Below are 18,361 nucleotides of genomic sequence, written 5' to 3'. Positions count from 1 at the left end.
CCCTCAGCAACCTCTCCGGGATTGATTTCATGCAAGGGCTCAAGCGCCGCGTCGTCTACATCACGCTCTACGAAGGCATCGCCATCGTCGCGGCAAGCGCAGGCCTGGCGGTGATGTCGGGCCAAGGGCTCGGTCACTCGGGTGTGCTGGCCGTCATCGCATCTGTCATCGCGGTGCTCTGGAACCTGAGCTTCAACGCCCTGTTCGAGCGCTGGGAATCCCGTCAGCCGGTGCGTGGCCGCAGCGTGAAGCGCCGGATCGCCCATGCCATCGGCTTCGAGGGCGGCCTCGTCGCCTTCCTCGTGCCGGTCTTCGCCTGGTGGCTGGACGTGAGCCTGTGGGAAGCGCTCGTGATGGATCTGGGGCTGGTCGTGTTCTTCCTGATCTACACCTTCGTCTTCAACTGGGCTTTCGACATGCTGTTCGGCCTGCCTCCATCGGCCACGGGCGCGGCGCAGCCGGCGTAAAATCCGCGGCTCCCAAGGAGCGTTGCAGCGCCGCCGTTCTCACCCGAGACGGCCGCGTCAGGCTTGGGCTTCCAGCCATTGGATTGCAACGACGCTCGCCTGATCCGACATTCCGCAGGTGAGCCCATGTCCTCCGATTCCTCTCCAGTCCTCGTTCCCCCGATGAAGCTGTCCGGCCTCGAGCCGGTGCGGATCGGCGAGGGCGCCCTGTTCGTCAACATCGGCGAGCGCACCAACGTCACCGGCTCCAAGGCCTTCGCGCGGATGATCCTCAACGGGCAGTTCGAGGAAGCGCTCGCGGTCGCGCGCCAGCAGGTCGAGAACGGCGCGCAGGTCATCGACATCAACATGGACGAGGCCATGCTCGACAGCAAGGCCGCGATGGTGCGCTTCCTGAACCTGATAGCGAGCGAGCCCGACATCGCGCGCGTGCCGATCATGGTCGACAGCTCCAAGTGGGAAGTGATCGAGGCCGGCCTGCGCTGCATCCAGGGCAAGGGCATCGTCAACTCGATCAGCATGAAGGAAGGCGAGGACCAGTTCCGCCACCATGCCCGGCTGCTGCGCCGCTACGGCGCGGCGGCGGTCGTCATGGCCTTCGACGAAAAGGGCCAGGCCGACACCTACGAACGCAAGATCGAGATCTGCGAACGGGCCTATCGCATCCTGGTCGACGAGATCGACTTTCCGCCCGAGGACATCATCTTCGATCCGAACATCTTCGCGATCGCCACCGGCATCGAGGAGCACAACAACTACGCGGTCGACTTCATCAACGCCACGCGCTGGATCAAGGAGAACCTGCCGGGCGCGAAGGTGTCGGGTGGCGTCTCGAACGTGAGCTTCAGCTTCCGCGGCAACGACCCGGTGCGCGAGGCGATCCACACCGTGTTCCTATACCACGCGATCAAGGCCGGCATGGACATGGGCATCGTCAACGCCGGGATGGTGGGCGTCTACGACGACCTCGAACCCGAGCTGCGCGAACGCGTCGAAGACGTGGTGCTGAACCGTCGCCCCGATGCCGGCGAGCGCTTGGTCGAAGTGGCAGAGACCGCGAAGAGCGGCGCCAAGGACGAGAGCAAGAAGCTCGAATGGCGCGGCACGCCGGAGCAGCCGGTGACGGTCGAGCAGCGGCTGTCGCACGCCATGGTGCACGGCATCACCGACTTCATCGTCGATGACACCGAGGAGGCCTACCAGGCCATCTTGGCCAAGGGCGGCCGGCCGTTGCACGTGATCGAGGGCCCGCTGATGGACGGCATGAACATCGTGGGTGACCTGTTCGGCCAGGGCAAGATGTTCCTGCCGCAGGTGGTGAAGTCGGCGCGCGTGATGAAGTCGGCCGTGGCCCACCTCATCCCCTACATCGAGGAAGAAAAGCGCCAGGACGAGGCCGCGGGCCGCGACGTGCGGACCAAGGGCAAGATCGTCATCGCCACCGTCAAGGGCGACGTGCACGACATCGGCAAGAACATCGTCACCGTCGTGCTCCAGTGCAACAACTTCGAAGTCGTGAACATGGGCGTGATGGTCCCGTGCCACGAGATCCTGGCGCGTGCCAAGGTCGAAGGGGCTGACATCGTGGGGCTCTCTGGCCTGATCACGCCGAGCCTGGAAGAGATGCAGTACGTCGCTGGCGAGATGCAGAAGGACGAGCACTTCCGCATCAAGAAGATTCCGTTGCTGATCGGCGGCGCCACCACCAGCCGCGTGCACACGGCCGTCAAGATTGCACCGCACTACGAAGGCCCGGTGGTCTACGTGCCCGATGCCTCGCGCAGCGTGAGCGTGGCGCAGTCGCTGCTGTCGGAGCAGGCGACCAACTACATCAACGAGATCAACGCCGACTACGACAAGGTGCGCCACCAGCACGCCAACAAGAAGCAGGTGCCGCTGTGGCCGCTCGCCAAGGCACGCGCCAACAAGACCCCGGTCGACTGGTCGAACTACCTGCCGCCGGTGCCGAAGTTCATCGGCCGCCGCGTGTTCCGCAACTTCGACCTGACCGAACTCGCGAAGTACATCGACTGGGGCCCGTTCTTCCAGACCTGGGACCTGGCGGGGCCGTTCCCTGCGATCCTGAAGGACGAGGTCGTGGGCACCGAGGCCGTGCGCGTGTATGCCGATGGCCAGCGCATGCTCAAGCGGCTGATCGAAGGCCGCTGGCTCTCGGCCAGCGGCGTCATCGGCTTCTGGCCGGCCAATACGGTGAACGACGACGACATCGTGCTGTACACCGACGAGTCGCGCACCCAAGCCGCGCTCACCTGGTTCGGCATGCGCCAGCAGACCGAGAAGCAGATGATCGAAGGCGTGATGCGGCCCAGCCGCTGCCTCGCCGACTTCGTCGCGCCGCGCGAGACGGGGCTGAAGGACTACGTCGGCATGTTCGCCGTCACCGCGGGACTCGGCGTCGAGAAGAAGGAGAAGTACTTCATCGACGACCTCGACGACTACTCGGCCATCATGCTCAAGGCGCTGGCCGACCGGCTGGCCGAGGCCTTCGCCGAGGCGTTGCACCACCGAGTGCGCACCGACCTCTGGGGCTACGCGCATGAGGAGACGCTGAGCAACGAAGACATGATCGGCGAGAAGTACCGCGGCATCCGTCCGGCGCCCGGCTACCCGGCCTGCCCGGACCACAGCGTCAAGCGGCCGATGTTCGACCTCTTGAATTGCACGGACATTGGCATGACCCTGACGGAAAGCCTCGCTATGATGCCCGCCGCCAGTGTGAGTGGCTTCTATCTGAGCCATCCCGACTCGACCTACTTCAACGTCGGCAAGATCGGGCACGACCAGTTGCAGGATCAGGCCGCGCGCCGCCATGAGAGAGAAGCGGATCTCGAGCGGCTGCTGGCGCCGAATCTTTGACACGACCGGCCGGCGCAACCATGACCGGCGCAGGGGACCTTTTATTCAGAAATTGATGTTTGCTGCCGCGCACTACGCGGCGCTGGCGGTGTTTGTCGTCAGCTGTTGGGGCATCGGACGGATGCTGCTGACGCGCATCGGCGTGCCGATGCGACGCGATGTCTGGCTCGAGACGGCCATGGCCATCGCGACCGGCATCGGGCTCGTCATTTGCGTCTTCCAGGCCTTCGCGATCGCCGGCAGGTTCGCCGTGGTCGTCGTGTGGGCGGTGTTCGCCATCGGCATCGCAGCGGCGCTGCTGCAAGCGCCTGCGTGGTTGCGGGAGGTGCGCATGCGCGAAGTGCCGGCGGCACTCTCCTGGCTCGAGAAGCTGGGGATGGTCGTGCTCGCGGTGCTCGCCGTGCCGACGCTGGTGGCGCCGATGGGTCCGCCCGTCGCGTTCGACGAGCTGATGTATCACCTGCCCTATGCGCGCGAGGTGGCGCTCACCGGCTCGCTCGGCATCTACGACTGGCTTCGCTACCCCTGGTTCCCGTACAACTACAACCTGCTCTACGCCGCGGCGCTGATGGTTGGCGACGACGTGCTGCCGCACTTCGCGAATGCTCTCGCAGGATGGCTGTCCGTCTGGATCGTCTATCGCCTGGGCGTGGTGCATGTGAACCGCGTGGTGGCCTGCATCGGGGCCGCGATCTGGCTCGGGCTGGGCGACTACTCCGGCGCGCTGATCGATACCAGCGTCGCACTGTTCGTGCTCGCCGCATGCACGGCCTTGCGGTGGTGGCGCGAATCGCCGCGAACCGGCGTGCGCTGGCTGGCGCTCGCGGCCTTCTTTCTCGGCGTCGCGGTCGGCTCGAAGTACCAGGCCCTGACCGTCACGCCGCTGGTGGCCGTCTTCGTGCTCCTGCACGAGCGCCGTCCGCGCGTGCTGGGCGTGGCGCTGGCCTGCTTCCTGGTCCCGTGCGTGTACTGGTACGCACGCAACGCCATCATGACCGGCGACCCGTTCAATCCGATCGGCGCGCGGGTATTCGGCTTCACCAACTGGAACATGCAGGACTACCGCATGCAGTTCCAGGATGTGCAGGACCACGCGGGCCTGCCGAACCCGCTCATCTGGGCCGTGCTGGCCGTGCCCTTCAGCGCCTACTGGAAGCGTTCCAGCGCGTTGCGCGCCGCCTTCGTGTTCTGCGTCTATTCGCTGTTCGTCTGGAGCCTCACCTCGCGCTATCCGCGCTACCTGACGGCGTCCCTTCCGATCCTGGCGCTGACCGCCGCCGTGGGATGGCAGACCATCTTCGGCGCCATCGCACTCAGGCTGCGCAGGGCGATGCCGGAACGCGATCTCATCGGCGCGCTCGACCGGGCAGGGCGCTGGCTCGGCGTGGCGCTGCTGGTGGTCGTGGCGACTTTCTCCGTCCACCAGGCGCGAAGGAAGGTGGCGCTGTTCGCCACCACTCCTGTGGAACGCGAAGCCGTCTTGCGCAAGCGCGTGCCCGGCTACGCGGTCATGGACTACCTGCGCCAGCACGCGACCGGCCGCGTCTACCAGATCGCACTGATCGAGGCGACTTACTACGGACCCAATCCGGTCTGGGGCGACGCGCTCGGGCCCTGGCGGTACTCGGACTTCATCGTCCTGCCGCCCCTCGAATTCGCGCGCAAACTCGCCGGACTGGGATTCGAGGCGATCGCCGTCGACGTGGCCAATGCGCCATTGCTCGAGGCGCAACCCGGCTTCCTTGACCAATTCGCCTTGATGTACGAAAAAGACGGCGCCAAGGCCTATCGCAACCTCCAATATAAGAATGACCGGAAGCCCTGACCCACGCGCCCTGCGCGTAGCCGCCGTGATTCCGTGCTTCAACGAGGCACTGTCGATTGCCCAGGTGGTGGACGAATTCCGCGCGGCGCTGCCCGAGGCGGAGATCCACGTTTTCGACAACAACTCGACCGACGGCACCGCCGAGGTCGCCAGGGCGACCGGCGCCACAGTCACGCACGTGGCATTGCGCGGCAAGGGCAACGTGGCGCGCCGCATGTTTGCGGACGTCGAGGCCGACGTCTACGTGATGGTCGACGGCGATGCCACCTACGACGTGCGCGACATCCGCCAGCACATCGACCTGCTGGTGCTGGACAACCTCGACATGATCGTCGGCTCGCGCATCGACGATGGCGCGGATGCGCAGACCTACCGGCGCGGGCATCGCTTCGGCAATCGGCTGCTCACCGGCGCGGTGGCGAGCCTCTTCGGCGGACGGCTGACCGATATGCTGTCGGGCTATCGCGTGTTCTCCAGGCGCTATGCGAAGTCCTTTCCGGCCGTGTCGGAGGGTTTCGAGATCGAGACCGAGCTGACGGTCCATGCGCTGGAGTTGCGCATGCCCTTCGCCGAAGTGCCGGTGCTCTACCGTTCGCGGCCCGAAGGCTCGGAGAGCAAGCTGTCGACCTACCGCGACGGCTGGCGCATCCTGAAGACCATCTGCAAGCTCTTCGTCAGTGAGCGGCCCTTGCTGTTCTTCAGCAGCGTCGCCGGCGTGCTGGCACTGCTGTCGGTGATCCTGGCCGAGCCGCTGCTCACCACCTACCTGCGCACCGGACTGGTTCCCCGACTGCCGACCGCCGTGTTCGTGACCGGCACCATGCTGGTCGCGATGCTGGCTTTCGTCTGCGGCGTGGTGCTGCACACGGTGACGATCGGCCGGCAGGAAGCCAAGCGGCTGCGCTACCTGGCCATTCCGGGCGTGCGGCATCGCGGCTCGCCATGAAGGCGGGGCGAGAGTTCCTGTACTTCGCGGCCGTCGGGGTGGTCGGCTTCGGGGTCGATCTCGGCGTGCTCTACCTCGTCGCACCGTTTCTGGGGTGGTACGGCGCGCGCGTGGTGTCCTTCATCGCGGCGGCCACCGCGACCTGGGCGCTGAACCGGCGCTACACCTTCACCGCCCGGCGCTCGGACTCGTCCCTTGTGCGCGAGTACGCGCACTACCTGCTGACCATGCTGGCCGGCGCGATGGTGAACTACACGGTCTACGTGCTGACGCTGCATTGGGTCGGCGGCCCGCTGGCGCCAGCGCTCGGCGTGGCGCTCGGAAGCTGCGCGGGGCTGGCGGTCAACTTCCTGTCGGCGCGGCACCTGGTCTTCAAGTCCGCGCGCAAGAGATGAGATCTCTCCCCCAGGCTTGCCCACTTCGTGTGGCCGCCTCCCCCTTCCGGGGGCAACCCCTGCGGGCCGGCAAAGCCGGTTCCGCGGGGTTCTTGGTCTCGGCCGCGCCGGTTTCATGAGTCACGTGTCACGCGACAGCGTGGTGAAACGCTGATGTGCGCGGCATGACTCCCTCTCCGAGAGGGAGGGGGCTGTCAGTGGGCGCCTGAAACAACCACGGGGATCTCGGTCGCCGGCGGCGTATTGCGGCTGCGGCCGCAGCGCACGATGCCGTCGATCATCACCATCCCGACGCCGGGAATGTCGCCGAGCTGCACGCTCTCGAGCAGGGTCTTGCCAGCGGTGTGCTGTGCACGGTCCATGAACACGAAGTCCGCCGCGCGGCCGATCTCGATCAACCCGCAGTTGAGCTTGCGGATGCGCGCCGTGTTGCCCGTCGCGAAGCAGAACACCAGCTCGGCCGGAATGCCCGCGATCGACGACAGCATCGCCACCATGCGCAGGATGCCCAGCGGCTGCACGCCCGAGCCGGCCGGCCCGTCGGTGCCCAGGATCACGCGGTGCGGGCATTTGAGATCGAGCGCCGCCTTCGCCGCCGCGATCGCGACGCGCTCGTTGCCGTTGTGCACGATCTCGATCGCGCGCGAGGACTTCTCGCACAGCTCGCACACATGCGCCTCGGGCAGCGAGGTATGGCCGCCGTTGATGTGGCCGATGATGTCGGCGTCGGCTTCGAGCACCACGTCCTTGTCGATCAGGCCCGAGCCCGGGATCGAGGGGCCGCCCGTGTGGATCGTGCTCTGGATGCCGTACTTGCGCGCCCAGGCCACCATCTCCTTGGCCTCGTAGCCGGCCTTGACCGAGCCCAGGCCCACTTCGCCGAGCAGGCCCACGCCGGCTTCGGCCAGTTCCTTGAAGTCGCTCTCGACCATGCCCTTCTCGATGACCGGCGCACCGGCCAGCACCTTCACGCCACCGGGGCGGAAGTTGTCGAAGGCGCGTTGCGCGGTGATGGCCAGCGCCTTCAGGCCCACGATGTCCTTGGGGCGGCCGGGCAGGTGCACCTCGCCGGCGGAGATCATGGTGGTCACGCCCCCGTTCATCGTCGAGTCGATCCAGCCGATCTGGCCCTGGCGCGGAGTCCAGTCGCCGAAGACGGGGTGCACGTGGCTGTCGATCAGGCCGGGCGCGACGCAGGTCTTCTTGCAGTCGATGACGGTCTGCGCGCCTTCGAGGTCGCAGTCCTTTTCCTTGGCGACCGCGACGATGAGTCCATCATTCACCACGATGGTGTCGGCGTCGAGGATGGGCTTGTCGATGTCGCCCGAGAGCAGCAGACCTATGTTCCGGATGACGACCTTGCCCGACTTTGCGCCGGTTGCGACTTCTGCCATGTCTTAGCCTCTTCGTGGAGTGGAGTTGTTGCCTCGTCGGAAGCCCCCGCGTCGACCGTGCGCAGCACCGTCTCGATCACGAAGTCTTCCCAGTGCGCGACGGCCTCCGGCGTTTCCAGCGGCTCGCCGAGGAATGCGGTCAGCGTGTGGCGGTTCGACGTGTAGAAATAGCCGGTCGACGCGATCAGCAGGTACAGGTCGCGCGCCGCCACGTCGTTGCGGAACAGGCCTTGCGCGACGCCGCTCGCCACGATCTCCCGGATGATCGAGATCGCCCGCGACGAATACTCGCGCGCCCGCAGCGACTTCGCGATGTGCCGGCCCTTGTGCAGGTTCTCGGTGTTGAGCAGCGTGACGAACTCGGGGTTCTTGCGGTAGTAGCCGAGCACGAAGCGGATCAACGCCGTGAGCGATTCGACCGGGCGCGTCGCGTCGAGATCGATCGCGGCTTCCGCGTCGTCCATGCGCCGGTAGATGCCTTCGAGCACCGCGATGAAGAGGCCTTCCTTGCTGCCGAAGTAGTAATAGATCATGCGGTCGTACGACTTCGCGGCCTTCGAGATCTTCTCGACGCTGCCGCCGTCGTAGCCGTACTTCGCGAACACCTTGGTCGCCGCGCGCAGGATGCTCTCGCGCGTGGCTTGCGCGGCAGCTTCACGCACGCCGGTGCGGCGCGTCGCGGCCTTGGGTGCGCCCATGCGGGCGGCTGCCTTCGCTTCGGCCATCGCAGACTTCGCTTCTACTTTTCCGCGAAGGCGCGTTCGACGACAAAGTCGCCAGGGGTGGAAGTGTTGCCTTCCTTGAACCCGCGCGCTTCGAGGATGTGCTTGAGGTCGACCAGCAGACCGGGGCTGCCGCACAGCATCACGCGGTCTTCGGCGGCGTTGAGCGGCGGGAGGCCGAGGTCGTCGGTGAGCTTGTTGGCTTCGATCAGCTCGGTGATGCGGCCCATGTTGCGGAACTCCTCGCGCGTCACGGTCGGGTAGTAGAGCAGTTGCTTCTCGATCATCTCGCCCAGGATTTCGTGCTTGGGCAGGTGATCGGTCACGAGGTCGTGATAGGCCAGCTCGTCGATCTGGCGCACGCCGTGCACCAGGATGACCTGCTCGAACTTCTCATAGGTGTCGGGGTCGCGGATGATGCTCATGAACGGTGCCAGGCCGGTGCCGGTGCCGAACAGATAGAGCCGCTTGCCTGGGAGCGTGTAGTCGATCAGCAGCGTGCCCGTGGGCTTGCGGCCCACGATGATGGTGTCGCCCACCTGGATGTGCTGGAGCTTCGAGGTCAGGGGGCCTTCTTCCACCTTGATGCTCAGGAACTCCAGGTGTTCCTCGTAATTGGGGCTGACGATGCTGTAGGCACGCAGGAGCGGCTTGTTGTTGACCTTCAGGCCGATCATCGTGAAGTGGCCGTTCGAGAAACGAAGGGCCGGATCGCGCGTGGTGGTAAAGGTGAACAGGCGGTCGGTCCAGTGGTGGACGCTCAACACACGTTCTTCGCTGAATGCACTCATAAGGGTCAGGAATGGTTATGAACGAAAAAGGGAACCCCCGATTGTCGGCGACTCGGTTGTGCCCGCGAAAACACCATTGCAAGCATCGGACCTGTTTGCTACATTGATCTTCAATGTAGTGATTGCCACATGAAAGTGTAGGGAATGCTACACAAACGTCACTTCCAGCACAAGCGCCAGCGCAAGAGGGTCTTCGGCACAGATGTTGCACGGCCCGCTGCCTGATTCCCACGAGACGCCCGCGATGACCGAACACACGAAGACAGACGGATTGCCCGGCATGGACATGCCGGTAATGCCCGAGGCCACAGGCCGCGCGCCGTTGCGCAACGAGAAAATGAGCGCCAGCAAGGTGGAATGCAACGCCTGCCCGGTGCTGTGCCAGATCTCCGACGGGCGCACCGGCGCCTGCGACCGCTATGCCAACCGCGACGGCGTGCTGGTGCGCGTCGATCCGGTGGTGCTGCTGCGTCGCGAACTGTCGAGCGAATCGCCTGCCCTCGTGCCCTTCGCCCGGGTGAACGCCGAGCTCGATGAGGTCGAACGCACCGTCGAGCCGGTCGCCGACCCCGACTGGAACGGCGATCTCCTTCGTGCCGACGAGGTTTTTGTGACGGGCGTGGGCTCGTCCACCACCTACCCCGACTACAAGCCCGCGCCCTTCATCGTGGCCTCGAAAGCGCAGGGCGTCGACATGGTGACGGTGGTGACCGAAGGCATCTTCAGCTACTGCAGCTTCAAGGTGAAGATCGACACCGACCGCTTCCTGGGCGCCGAGCAGGCCAATGTGCGCTACCGCGGTGAGGTGGTGGGCCACGTCACCACCGCCGAATACGGCTCTCAGATGCTGTCGCTCGGCGGTGTGCACCACCTCACCGGCGGCAGCAAGAAGGAAGGGCGCATGACGGTCGAACTGATGCAGCTGCTCGGCAACAAGAAGCCGGTCGAATGCGTGATCGATGGCGGCGCCAGCATGGTGATCCAGGCAGGCAAGGCGCCGATCGTCAATGGCGTGGAGGAGCATCGCATGCGCGTGGGCTGCGGCTCCGCAGCCGTAGGCATCTTCGCGCGCCAGCTGTTCGGCCATGCCGACGAGGTGGTGGTGGTCGACGACCACATCACCGGCGTGTTGACCGAGCACCAGGCGGGGCGCTGCCTCGACATGCCGGCCTCGGGCATCCAGATGCGCGGCCGCAAGTCGACGCCGGGGCGGTACTTCCAGGTCGCGAACCCGGGCAACGGCTGGGGCGGCACGGACATCGACGATCCGCTTTCCATCATCGAGGGATGGGAAGAGGGTGTGGCCCGTCCCGGATTGCGCCTGCTGATGACTTCGACCACCGGCGAGCATGCGCAGTGGTACGTACTCGACGATCAATTGCGCCCCGTCGAGCAGGAGATGCCTGCCGAGGTGCGCCGCATCGTGGAGCGCATCGGCGAGAACTGCGAACCCTCGCTGTGCACGGTGCTGTTCCTCGGTGGTGCGGGTGGCAGCCTGCGCGCCGGGGTGACGGAGAACCCGGTGCTGCTCACCCGCGCAATCAAGCGCGCGCTGGTCAACGTGACCTGCGGTGGCGCACCGGCCTACGTGTGGCCCGGTGGCGGGATCACGGTGATGGCCGATGTGCTGCGCATGCCGGACAACAGCTTCGGCACGGTGCCCACCCCGGCGATCGTTGCGCCCATCGAATTCAGCATGCGGCGCGAGGACTACGCCGCACTGGGCGGCCACATGGAGCATGTGTTCTCGCTCGAACAGGCGCTTGCTCGGGGCGCCTGGCAGGACGACGGTGCGCCGCTGGCACGCCAATGGCTGCGCATGGATGCAGCCAACCCCTGGCCCTTGGGCCAGCCGCCGATGCTCGGCTGACCGGACAGCATTGCCATGACTGCTCAACGCACAGCGCTCGGTGACGGCCGCTGGCATCTCAACCACGGGCCCATCGACATCGTTGCCGAAGCGCATGGCGAGGCGGTGGAGGTCGCGGTGGCGCATGAGCACGTGTGGCGACGCTTCAGTACCTTGCTCGACGAGCTGGTGGCGGAGCTGCCTTTGCTGCGTCGGCCGGTGGGCGATGACTGCGTCTTGCGCGGCCCCATCGCGCAGCGCATGTGGAACGCGTGCGTGCCGTTCCGTGCGGGCTTCATCACGCCAATGGCCGCCGTCGCCGGTGCCGTGGCGCAGGAACTCATCGCCTGCTACCACCGGCCCGGCATCGAGCGCGCGTGGATCAACAACGGCGGCGACATCGCGCTGCACCTCGCGCCCGGCCACTCCGCGCGGGTCGGGCTCTTCGCGGATCTCGCCCGCTTCGATCTGCGCGACACGGGACCACTCGCGACCGATGGCCAATTCGAGGTTACCGCGGACCTTCCGGTACGAGGCGTCGCCACCAGCGGCTGGCGCGGCCGCAGTTTTTCGCTCGGTATTGCGGACAGTGTCACCGTGCTCGCGGCGACAGCGGCCGAAGCGGATGCCGCAGCCACCGTGATCGCCAATGCAGTCGACGTCGATGACCCCGGAATTCATCGCCTTCCCGCGAGCGAGTGCAAGGACGACAGCGACCTCGGCGACATCCCCGTGACGAGGAGCGTCGAGCAACTCGCGCCTGCACAGGTGCGTCGCGCACTGGATGCGGGCGTCGCGCGCGCCGAAGAACTCCAGCCTATGGGACTCGTATGGTCGGCGGTGCTCGTTTGCCAGGGGCAATGGCGGGTGGTTCAACCCTTAAGCTTGCAGGCCTCGACGGCATCGCAGCAGATCGCTGGCAGTGGCGTTCCGAGTGCAGTTGGTTCAGTATTTGCTTAACGAAAAGCAGGACTTCTTTTCATGATCGATATACGCCGTGTCTTCACCCAGGTCGAGCACATTCACCACGAGTTCGGACCGCGCGCCGCAACGCCGCTGGTGCGCGGCGCCATCGGCGCGGTGCTGACCAATCCCTTCGCGGGCCGCTACGAGCCCGACATCCTGCCGATGATGAAGCTGCTCGATCCTGTCGGCGTCGACATGGCGCACCGGCTGCGCGCCGCGATGGATGTGCCCGTCGAGCGCATCGCCACCTACGGCAAGGGCGCCATCGTCGGCGCAGCTGGCGAACTGGAGCATGGCGCGCTGTGGCACGTGCCCGGCGGCTACGCGATGCGCGAGCTGCTGGGATGGAAGGGCGACCGCGACGCCTACCGGCAAGGCAAGGCCGAGGAGAAGACGGGCCAGCCCGGCAATGCGTTGTCGATCGTGCCGTCGACCAAGAAAGTCGGGCCACCCGGCGCGACGCTCGACGTGCCGCTCACCAACATCAATGCGAGCTATGTGCGCGGCCAGTTCGACGCGATCGAGGTTCGAGTGCCCGGTGCGCCGGCGGCCGACGAGATCGTTTTCATCCTCGCAATGACCACGGGCTATCGAATCCACGATCGCGTCGGCGGCCTGCGTGCCGAAGACATCAGCAAATGGGATGGCTTGAGATGACTACCCCCCAGTCTTCGCGCACTTCGTGTCGCTTCGCCAACCCCCCTGCAGGGGGGCAACACCAGCGGCACGGCCAAGCCGGTTCCGCGGTGTTTCCCGAAAGACGGCCGGACCTCGCCAACACAAAGGACAAGCAATGACAGCAAATATCCGCAAGCTCGTGATCCAGGTCGACGAAACCCGCAAGGAAATGGGAAAGACCATCGAGCCGCCCACGCGCCGTGCCGTTGCCATCGCCGTCATCGAGAACCCCTACGCGGGCCGCTACAGCGAATCGCTCGATGACCTGATCGCCATCGGCGAAGAACTCGGCGCGCTGCTCGGGCAGAAGGCCGTGGCTGCTCTCGGCATCGAGCCGGGGCAGGCTCAGAGCTACGGCAAGGCCGCGATCGTCGGCGAGGCCGGCGAGCTCGAACACGCTGCTGCCATCCTGCATCCCAAGCTCGGCGCGCCGCTGCGTGTGGCGGTCGAGAAGGGCGCGGCACTGGTGCCCTCCGCCAAGAAGCGCGGCACGCTCGGCACTGCCATCGACGTGCCGCTCGGCCACAAGGATGCCGCCTTCGTGCGCAGCCACTTCGACGCCGTCGAGGCCCGCGTGTCGGACGCGCCCCGTGCGAACGAGATCGTCGTCGCCGTCGCCGTGACCGACAGTGGCCGCCCGCTGCCGCGCATCGGCGGCCTGAAGGTCTCCGAAATCAAGGGCGAAGACGGCCTTCGCTGAGCCACGCCGCATCATTTTTGTGTTCGAACCCAAGGAGCTCTCGATGAATCCCCTGCGTCTTGCTTTCAGCGCGGCCGCCGTCGCCACGCTGGTCACTGCACTCGTCCCCGCGCACGCCCAAGGCGTGATCAAGATCGGCGAGATCAACAGCTACAAGGCGCAGCCCGCCTTCCTCGAGCCCTACAAGAAGGGCATGGAACTCGCTGTCGATGAGATCAACGCCGCCGGCGGCGTCAACGGCAAGAAGATCGAACTCATCAGCCGCGACGACAACGCCAACCCCGGCGACGCCGTGCGCGTGGCCGAGGAACTGGTCTCGCGCGAAAAGGTCGACATGCTCGCGGGCACCTTCCTGTCCAACACCGGCCTCGCCGTCACCGATTTCGCCAAGCAGAAGAAGTTTTTCTTCCTTGCCGGCGAACCGCTGACCGACAAGATCACCTGGCAGGGCGGCAACCAGTACACCTTCCGCCTGCGCCCAGGCACCTACATGCAAGCCGCCATGCTGGTGCCCGAAGCGGCCAAGCTCAAGAAGAAGCGTTGGGCGGTGGTCTACCCCAACTACGAATACGGCCAGTCGGCGGTCGCTGCGTTCAAGCAGTTGCTGAAGGCGGCGCAGCCCGACGTGGAGTTCGTCGCCGAGCAGGCCACGCCGCTGGGCAAGGTCGACGCCGGCAGCGTGGTGCAGGCCCTGGCCGATGCCAAGCCCGATGCGATCTTCAACGTGCTCTTCGGCGCGGACCTCTCGAAGTTCGTGCGTGAAGGCAACACGCGCGGCCTGTTCAAGGACCGCGAAGTGGTGAGCGTGCTGACCGGCGAGCCCGAGTACATGGACCCATTGAAGGACGAAGCACCCACCGGCTGGATCGTGACCGGCTATCCGTGGTACGGCATCACCACGCCCGAGCACAAGAAGTTCGAACAGGCCTACCAGGCCAAGTTCAAGGACTACCCGCGTCTCGGATCGGTGGTGGGCTACAGCATGATCAAGTCGGCCGCGGCTGGCATCGCCAAGGCGAAGAGCACCGATCCCGAGAAACTGGTCGCCGCCTTCAAGGGGCTGCAGGTCGACACCCCCTTCGGCAAGATCACCTACCGCCCCGAGGACAACCAGTCCACCATGGGCGCCTTCGTGGGCCGCACCAAGAACGACGGCGGCAAGGGCGTGATGGTCGACTACGTGTACCTCGACGGCGCCGATTCGAAGTACCAGCCTTCGGCTGCCGAAGTGAAGAAGTCGCGCGCTGCTGATTGAGTGGAGTCGAACGGGCCATGAGCTTCTCCGGTTTCATCGTCCAGCTCCTCAACGGGCTGGCGAGCGCGTCGTCGCTGTTTCTCGTGGCGGCAGGTCTGTCGCTGATCTTCGGCGTCACGCGGATCGTGAATTTCGCGCATGGCTCGTTCTTCATGGTGGGCATCTACGTTGCCTACACCCTGGTCGAACGACTGGGCACCGGCATGGGCTTCTGGCCCGCGCTGGTGATGGCGGCACTGGCGGTGGGCGTGCTCGGCGCGCTGATCGAGGTCGTGCTGCTGCGGCGCATTTACAAGGCGCCCGAACTCTTCCAGCTCCTCGCGACCTTCGCGTTGGTGCTGGTCATCAAGGATGCGGTGCTGTGGCTGTGGGGGCCCGACGAATTGCTGGGACCGCGCGCGCCGGGGCTCTCTGGTTCGGTCACCATCCTCGGACGACAGTTTCCTTCGTATGACCTTTTCCTGATCGTCGTCGGCCCCCTGGTGCTCGGCCTGGTCTGGATGCTGCTCACCCGCACGCGCTTCGGCACGCTGGTGCGCGCAGCCACGCAGGACCGCGAGATGGTGAGCGCGCTCGGCGTCAACCAGGCGTGGCTCTTCACGGCGGTGTTCGCGCTCGGTGCGCTGCTGGCGGGGCTGGGCGGCGCATTGCAGTTGCCGCGTGAGCCCGCGACGCTGGAGATGGACCTCAACACGATTGGCGCCGCCTTCGTGGTCGTGGTGGTGGGCGGCATGGGCTCGATTCCCGGTGCCTACGCCGCTGCATTGCTGATCGCCGAGATCAAGGCCATCTGCATCTGGCTCGGCGTGGTCGACATCTTCGGCATCAGCGTCTCGTTTTCCAAGCTCACGCTGGTGGTCGACTTCCTGGTGATGGCCGTCGTGCTCGTGTGGCGGCCGTGGGGCCTGTTCGGCCGGCCGCAGGCGCCGAGCCGCTATGTGGGGATGCAGGAAGAGCCGTTGCGCCGTCCCAGCAAGGTCTACCTGATTGCGGCGGCGGTGTTCGGCCTGGTGCTGGCGGCCATGCCATTCCTCACCGCCGGCTCGCCCTATACGACGGTGCTGATGATCGACCTCATGATCGCCGCGCTGTTCGCGACCAGCCTGCACTTCATCATGGGGCCGGCGGGGATGCACTCCTTCGGCCATGCCGCTTACTTCGGGCTCGGGGCCTACGGCGCCGCACTGCTGGTGCGTGCGAGCGGCATGCCGATGGAACTTGCATTGATCGTCGCGCCGCTGGTCGCCGCGGCCGGTGCCTTCGTGTACGGATGGTTCGCGGTGCGGCTGTCGGGCGTGTACCTCGCGATGCTCACACTGGCCTTCGCTCAGATCACCTGGGCCATCACTTATCAGTGGGACAGCTTCACCGGCGGCAGCAACGGTCTCACCGGCGTCTGGCCTTCCGCATGGCTGTCCGACAAGCGCGCCTATTACTGGCTCACGCTCGTGCTCGTTGCCTTCGGCGTGCTGTGGCTGCGCCGCGTGCTGTTCTCGCCCTTCGGCTATGCGCTGCGCGCGGGCCGCGATTCGGCGCTGCGCGCGGACGCCATCGGGATCGACGTCAAGCGCATGCAATGGGCTGCCTTCGTGATCGCGGGCACCGCGGCGGGTCTGGCCGGTGCGCTCTATGCGTTCTCGAAGGGCAGCATCTCGCCGGAATCGCTGAGCGTCGGCAAGTCGGTCGACGGGCTGGTGATGGTGCTGCTCGGCGGCATCCAGACGCTCGCCGGGCCGGTGGTCGGTGCCGTCACTTTCACCTGGCTCCACGACACAGTGGCGCGCAATACCGACTACTGGAGAGCCATGCTCGGCGGAATCATCCTGTTGCTCGTGCTGCTGTTTCCGCAGGGGATTGCTGGCTTCGCCAAGCAGCTCTTCGATCGCAGGCGGCATGCCGCCGGAGCCAATGCGGACCTTCAGGAGGCGAAGGCATGAGCCTTCTCAAAGTCAACGAACTCGGCAAATCGTTCGGCGGCGTGAAGGCCGTCGACGGCATCAGCTTCGAGCTGGCGCCAGGCGAACTGCTGGCGCTGATCGGCCCCAACGGTGCCGGCAAGTCCACCACCTTCAACATGGTGAACGGCCAGTTGAAGGCCGACCGCGGTTCGATCCTGCTCGACGGCGAGGAACTCGTCGGCCGCAAGCCGCGCGAGATCTGGCGCATGGGCGTCGGCCGGACCTTCCAGATCGCCGAGACCTTCGCATCGCTCACGGTGGTCGAGAACGTGCAGATGGCTCTGCTGTCGCACGACCACAAGCTGTTCTCGACGTGGCGGCGCGCGGCGGACCACAAGCGCGACGAGGCGCTGACCCTTCTGGACCAGGTCGGCATGAAGGCTCAGGCCGACCGCCCCTGCAGCGTGCTGGCCTATGGCGACGTGAAGCGTGTGGAACTCGCGATCGCGATGGCCAATAGTCCCAAGCTGTTGCTGATGGACGAGCCCACCGCCGGCATGGCGCCGAAGGAACGCAATTCGCTCATGGCATTGACCAAGCAGCTCGTCATCGAGCGCGGCATGGCGGTGCTCTTCACCGAGCACAGCATGGACGTGGTGTTCGCCTATGCAGACCGCATGATCGTGCTCGCCCGCGGGCGGCTGATCGCGCAGGGCAAGCCGCTGGAGATTCGCGACCATCCCAAAGTGCAGGAGGTCTATTTCGGCAGTGGCAAGACCTTCGAGAAGATCGCGGAGAAAGCAGCCGCTGTGAATGCGGCGGTGGGAGAGCATGCATGAGTTCACACGAAGTGTTGCTCGAAGCCAAGGCCCTGTGCGCCTGGTACGGCGCCGCGCAGATCCTCTATGACGTCGATCTCGACGTGCGTCGCGGCGAGGTCGTCGCGCTCATGGGGCGCAACGGCGCTGGCAAGTCGACCACGCTCAAGGCGCTGATCGGCATGCTCGGCAAGCGCCGCGGCGCGGTGCGTTTTCTGGGCCACGACATCTCGAAGAGCGAGCCGCATCACGCCGCGCGCATGGGCCTGGGGTTCGTCCCCGAGGACCGCCGCGTCTTCACTGATCTCAGCGTGATGGAGAACCTCGAAGTCGGCAAGCAGCCCGCACGCCGCTGGAGCGACGGCACCGATGCGCCGCTGTGGACGCCCGAGCGCCTGTTCAAGCTGTTTCCCAATCTCGGCGAGATGCCGAACCGGCCCGGTGGCCGCATGAGCGGCGGCGAGCAGCAGATGCTGACCGTGGCGCGCACGCTGATGGGCAATCCGTACCTGGTGCTGCTGGACGAGCCCTCCGAAGGCGTCGCGCCGGTGATCGTCGAGCAGATGGCGAACATGATCCTGGAACTCAAGGCGCAGGGCGTGAGCATCCTGCTGTCGGAGCAGAACATGCACTTTGCAGAGCTGGTGTCCGACCGCGCGTACGTGCTCGAGAAGGGCCAGATCCGCTATCAGGCGTCGATGGCTGAACTGGCCGCGAACGACGAGGTGCGCCGCGCGTACTTGAGTGTGTGAGCCGTAAAACAGTTTCCTAAACCGAGGA

The 18,361-nt window shown here is 65.8% G+C and carries 16 protein-coding genes and 1 riboswitch; of the genes, 13 read left to right on the top strand and 3 right to left on the bottom strand.

From position 1 onward, the window contains the following. Positions 1-29 precede the first annotated feature (29 nt). From QTI04_RS29115 to QTI04_RS29095, 5 genes are all read left to right on the top strand, one after another. Positions 30-467, top strand: a complete 438-nt coding sequence (locus tag QTI04_RS29115) for a PACE efflux transporter (protein ID WP_286618705.1) — start codon at positions 30-32, stop codon at positions 465-467. Positions 468-475: 8 nt separating this feature from the next. Beyond that, positions 476-571: riboswitch (S-adenosyl-L-homocysteine riboswitch) on the top strand. Between the two features lie 22 nt (positions 572-593). After that, positions 594-3,344 (top strand): methionine synthase, encoded by a 2,751-nt coding sequence (gene metH / locus QTI04_RS29110; protein WP_286618704.1) that lies wholly within the window; start codon positions 594-596, stop codon positions 3,342-3,344. A 55-nt stretch (positions 3,345-3,399) separates the two neighbouring features. Further along, positions 3,400-5,169, top strand: a complete 1,770-nt coding sequence (locus tag QTI04_RS29105) for a glycosyltransferase family 39 protein (RefSeq protein WP_286618702.1) — start codon at positions 3,400-3,402, stop codon at positions 5,167-5,169. Then, entirely contained in the window at positions 5,153-6,115 is a 963-nt protein-coding gene (locus QTI04_RS29100; protein ID WP_286618701.1) for a glycosyltransferase family 2 protein, read from the top strand. Before QTI04_RS29105 ends, QTI04_RS29100 begins: the two co-directional genes overlap by 17 nt. Continuing rightward, positions 6,112-6,510, top strand: a complete 399-nt coding sequence (locus QTI04_RS29095; RefSeq protein WP_286604814.1) for a GtrA family protein — start codon at positions 6,112-6,114, stop codon at positions 6,508-6,510. The genes QTI04_RS29100 and QTI04_RS29095 overlap by 4 nt, the downstream gene beginning before the upstream one ends. Positions 6,511-6,704: 194 nt before the next feature. Here the strand turns inward: QTI04_RS29095 and QTI04_RS29090 are convergent, their stop codons facing one another. The 3 genes from QTI04_RS29090 to QTI04_RS29080 are packed head-to-tail and all read right to left on the bottom strand — an operon-like array spanning position 6,705 to position 9,417. Continuing rightward, positions 6,705-7,904: an amidohydrolase family protein gene (locus QTI04_RS29090; RefSeq protein WP_286618699.1), complete on the bottom strand. Its 1,200-nt coding sequence runs from the start codon at positions 7,902-7,904 to the stop codon at positions 6,705-6,707. Then, complete coding sequence (locus QTI04_RS29085; RefSeq protein WP_286604817.1) at positions 7,850-8,629, bottom strand: TetR family transcriptional regulator; 780 nt, start codon at positions 8,627-8,629, stop codon at positions 7,850-7,852. The genes QTI04_RS29090 and QTI04_RS29085 overlap by 55 nt, the downstream gene beginning before the upstream one ends. 14 nt (positions 8,630-8,643) lie before the next feature. Next, a complete protein-coding gene (locus QTI04_RS29080) occupies positions 8,644-9,417 on the bottom strand; it encodes a ferredoxin--NADP reductase (protein WP_286618697.1) in 774 nt (257 codons plus the stop codon). 244 nt (positions 9,418-9,661) lie between these two features. Here QTI04_RS29080 and QTI04_RS29075 point away from each other — a divergent pair, with 244 nt between their 5' ends. From QTI04_RS29075 to QTI04_RS29040, 8 genes are all read left to right on the top strand, one after another. Continuing rightward, on the top strand, positions 9,662-11,287 hold the full coding sequence (locus tag QTI04_RS29075; protein WP_286618695.1) for a 6-hydroxynicotinate reductase: 1,626 nt from the start codon (positions 9,662-9,664) through the stop codon (positions 11,285-11,287). A 15-nt stretch (positions 11,288-11,302) separates the two neighbouring features. Further along, positions 11,303-12,226 carry a UPF0280 family protein gene (locus QTI04_RS29070; RefSeq protein ID WP_286618694.1) on the top strand — a complete coding sequence of 308 codons (924 nt, stop codon included), beginning with the start codon at positions 11,303-11,305 and terminating at the stop codon, positions 12,224-12,226. Between the two features lie 21 nt (positions 12,227-12,247). After that, a complete protein-coding gene (locus tag QTI04_RS29065) occupies positions 12,248-12,889 on the top strand; it encodes an amino acid synthesis family protein (protein ID WP_286604823.1) in 642 nt (213 codons plus the stop codon). Between the two features lie 136 nt (positions 12,890-13,025). Next, a complete protein-coding gene (locus QTI04_RS29060; protein WP_286604824.1) occupies positions 13,026-13,610 on the top strand; it encodes an amino acid synthesis family protein in 585 nt (194 codons plus the stop codon). Between the two features lie 43 nt (positions 13,611-13,653). After that, the gene (locus QTI04_RS29055) at positions 13,654-14,865 is read left to right on the top strand and encodes an ABC transporter substrate-binding protein (protein ID WP_286618692.1); all 1,212 of its coding nucleotides are present in this window, start codon (positions 13,654-13,656) and stop codon (positions 14,863-14,865) included. Positions 14,866-14,882: 17 nt separating this feature from the next. Beyond that, entirely contained in the window at positions 14,883-16,802 is a 1,920-nt protein-coding gene (locus QTI04_RS29050) for an ABC transporter permease (RefSeq protein ID WP_286618690.1), read from the top strand. Further along, the gene (locus QTI04_RS29045; RefSeq protein ID WP_286604828.1) at positions 16,799-17,602 is read left to right on the top strand and encodes an ABC transporter ATP-binding protein; all 804 of its coding nucleotides are present in this window, start codon (positions 16,799-16,801) and stop codon (positions 17,600-17,602) included. The genes QTI04_RS29050 and QTI04_RS29045 overlap by 4 nt, the downstream gene beginning before the upstream one ends. Further along, on the top strand, positions 17,599-18,333 hold the full coding sequence (locus QTI04_RS29040; RefSeq protein WP_286604830.1) for an ABC transporter ATP-binding protein: 735 nt from the start codon (positions 17,599-17,601) through the stop codon (positions 18,331-18,333). The genes QTI04_RS29045 and QTI04_RS29040 overlap by 4 nt, the downstream gene beginning before the upstream one ends. Positions 18,334-18,361: the final 28 nt, after the last annotated feature.

This window comes from Variovorax sp. J22R115 (assembly GCF_030317005.1).
Lineage (GTDB): Bacteria > Pseudomonadota > Gammaproteobacteria > Burkholderiales > Burkholderiaceae_C > Variovorax.
The sequence above is the reverse complement of the archived record's forward strand: the minus strand, read 5'-3'. Positions and strand labels throughout refer to the sequence as shown.

Excerpts from the sequence above, each read along its gene's own strand:
- QTI04_RS29115 (WP_286618705.1), top strand. The coding sequence starts at position 30 with ATGCAAGGGCTCAAGCGCCGCGTCGTCTACATCACGCTCTACGAAGGC.
- metH (WP_286618704.1), top strand. The coding sequence starts at position 594 with ATGTCCTCCGATTCCTCTCCAGTCCTCGTTCCCCCGATGAAGCTGTCC.
- QTI04_RS29105 (WP_286618702.1), top strand. The coding sequence starts at position 3,400 with ATGTTTGCTGCCGCGCACTACGCGGCGCTGGCGGTGTTTGTCGTCAGC.
- QTI04_RS29100 (WP_286618701.1), top strand. The coding sequence starts at position 5,153 with ATGACCGGAAGCCCTGACCCACGCGCCCTGCGCGTAGCCGCCGTGATT.
- QTI04_RS29095 (WP_286604814.1), top strand. The coding sequence starts at position 6,112 with ATGAAGGCGGGGCGAGAGTTCCTGTACTTCGCGGCCGTCGGGGTGGTC.
- QTI04_RS29090 (WP_286618699.1), bottom strand. The coding sequence starts at position 7,904 with ATGGCAGAAGTCGCAACCGGCGCAAAGTCGGGCAAGGTCGTCATCCGG.
- QTI04_RS29085 (WP_286604817.1), bottom strand. The coding sequence starts at position 8,629 with ATGGCCGAAGCGAAGGCAGCCGCCCGCATGGGCGCACCCAAGGCCGCG.
- QTI04_RS29080 (WP_286618697.1), bottom strand. The coding sequence starts at position 9,417 with ATGAGTGCATTCAGCGAAGAACGTGTGTTGAGCGTCCACCACTGGACC.
- QTI04_RS29075 (WP_286618695.1), top strand. The coding sequence starts at position 9,662 with ATGACCGAACACACGAAGACAGACGGATTGCCCGGCATGGACATGCCG.
- QTI04_RS29070 (WP_286618694.1), top strand. The coding sequence starts at position 11,303 with ATGACTGCTCAACGCACAGCGCTCGGTGACGGCCGCTGGCATCTCAAC.
- QTI04_RS29065 (WP_286604823.1), top strand. The coding sequence starts at position 12,248 with ATGATCGATATACGCCGTGTCTTCACCCAGGTCGAGCACATTCACCAC.
- QTI04_RS29060 (WP_286604824.1), top strand. The coding sequence starts at position 13,026 with ATGACAGCAAATATCCGCAAGCTCGTGATCCAGGTCGACGAAACCCGC.
- QTI04_RS29055 (WP_286618692.1), top strand. The coding sequence starts at position 13,654 with ATGAATCCCCTGCGTCTTGCTTTCAGCGCGGCCGCCGTCGCCACGCTG.
- QTI04_RS29050 (WP_286618690.1), top strand. The coding sequence starts at position 14,883 with ATGAGCTTCTCCGGTTTCATCGTCCAGCTCCTCAACGGGCTGGCGAGC.
- QTI04_RS29045 (WP_286604828.1), top strand. The coding sequence starts at position 16,799 with ATGAGCCTTCTCAAAGTCAACGAACTCGGCAAATCGTTCGGCGGCGTG.
- QTI04_RS29040 (WP_286604830.1), top strand. The coding sequence starts at position 17,599 with ATGAGTTCACACGAAGTGTTGCTCGAAGCCAAGGCCCTGTGCGCCTGG.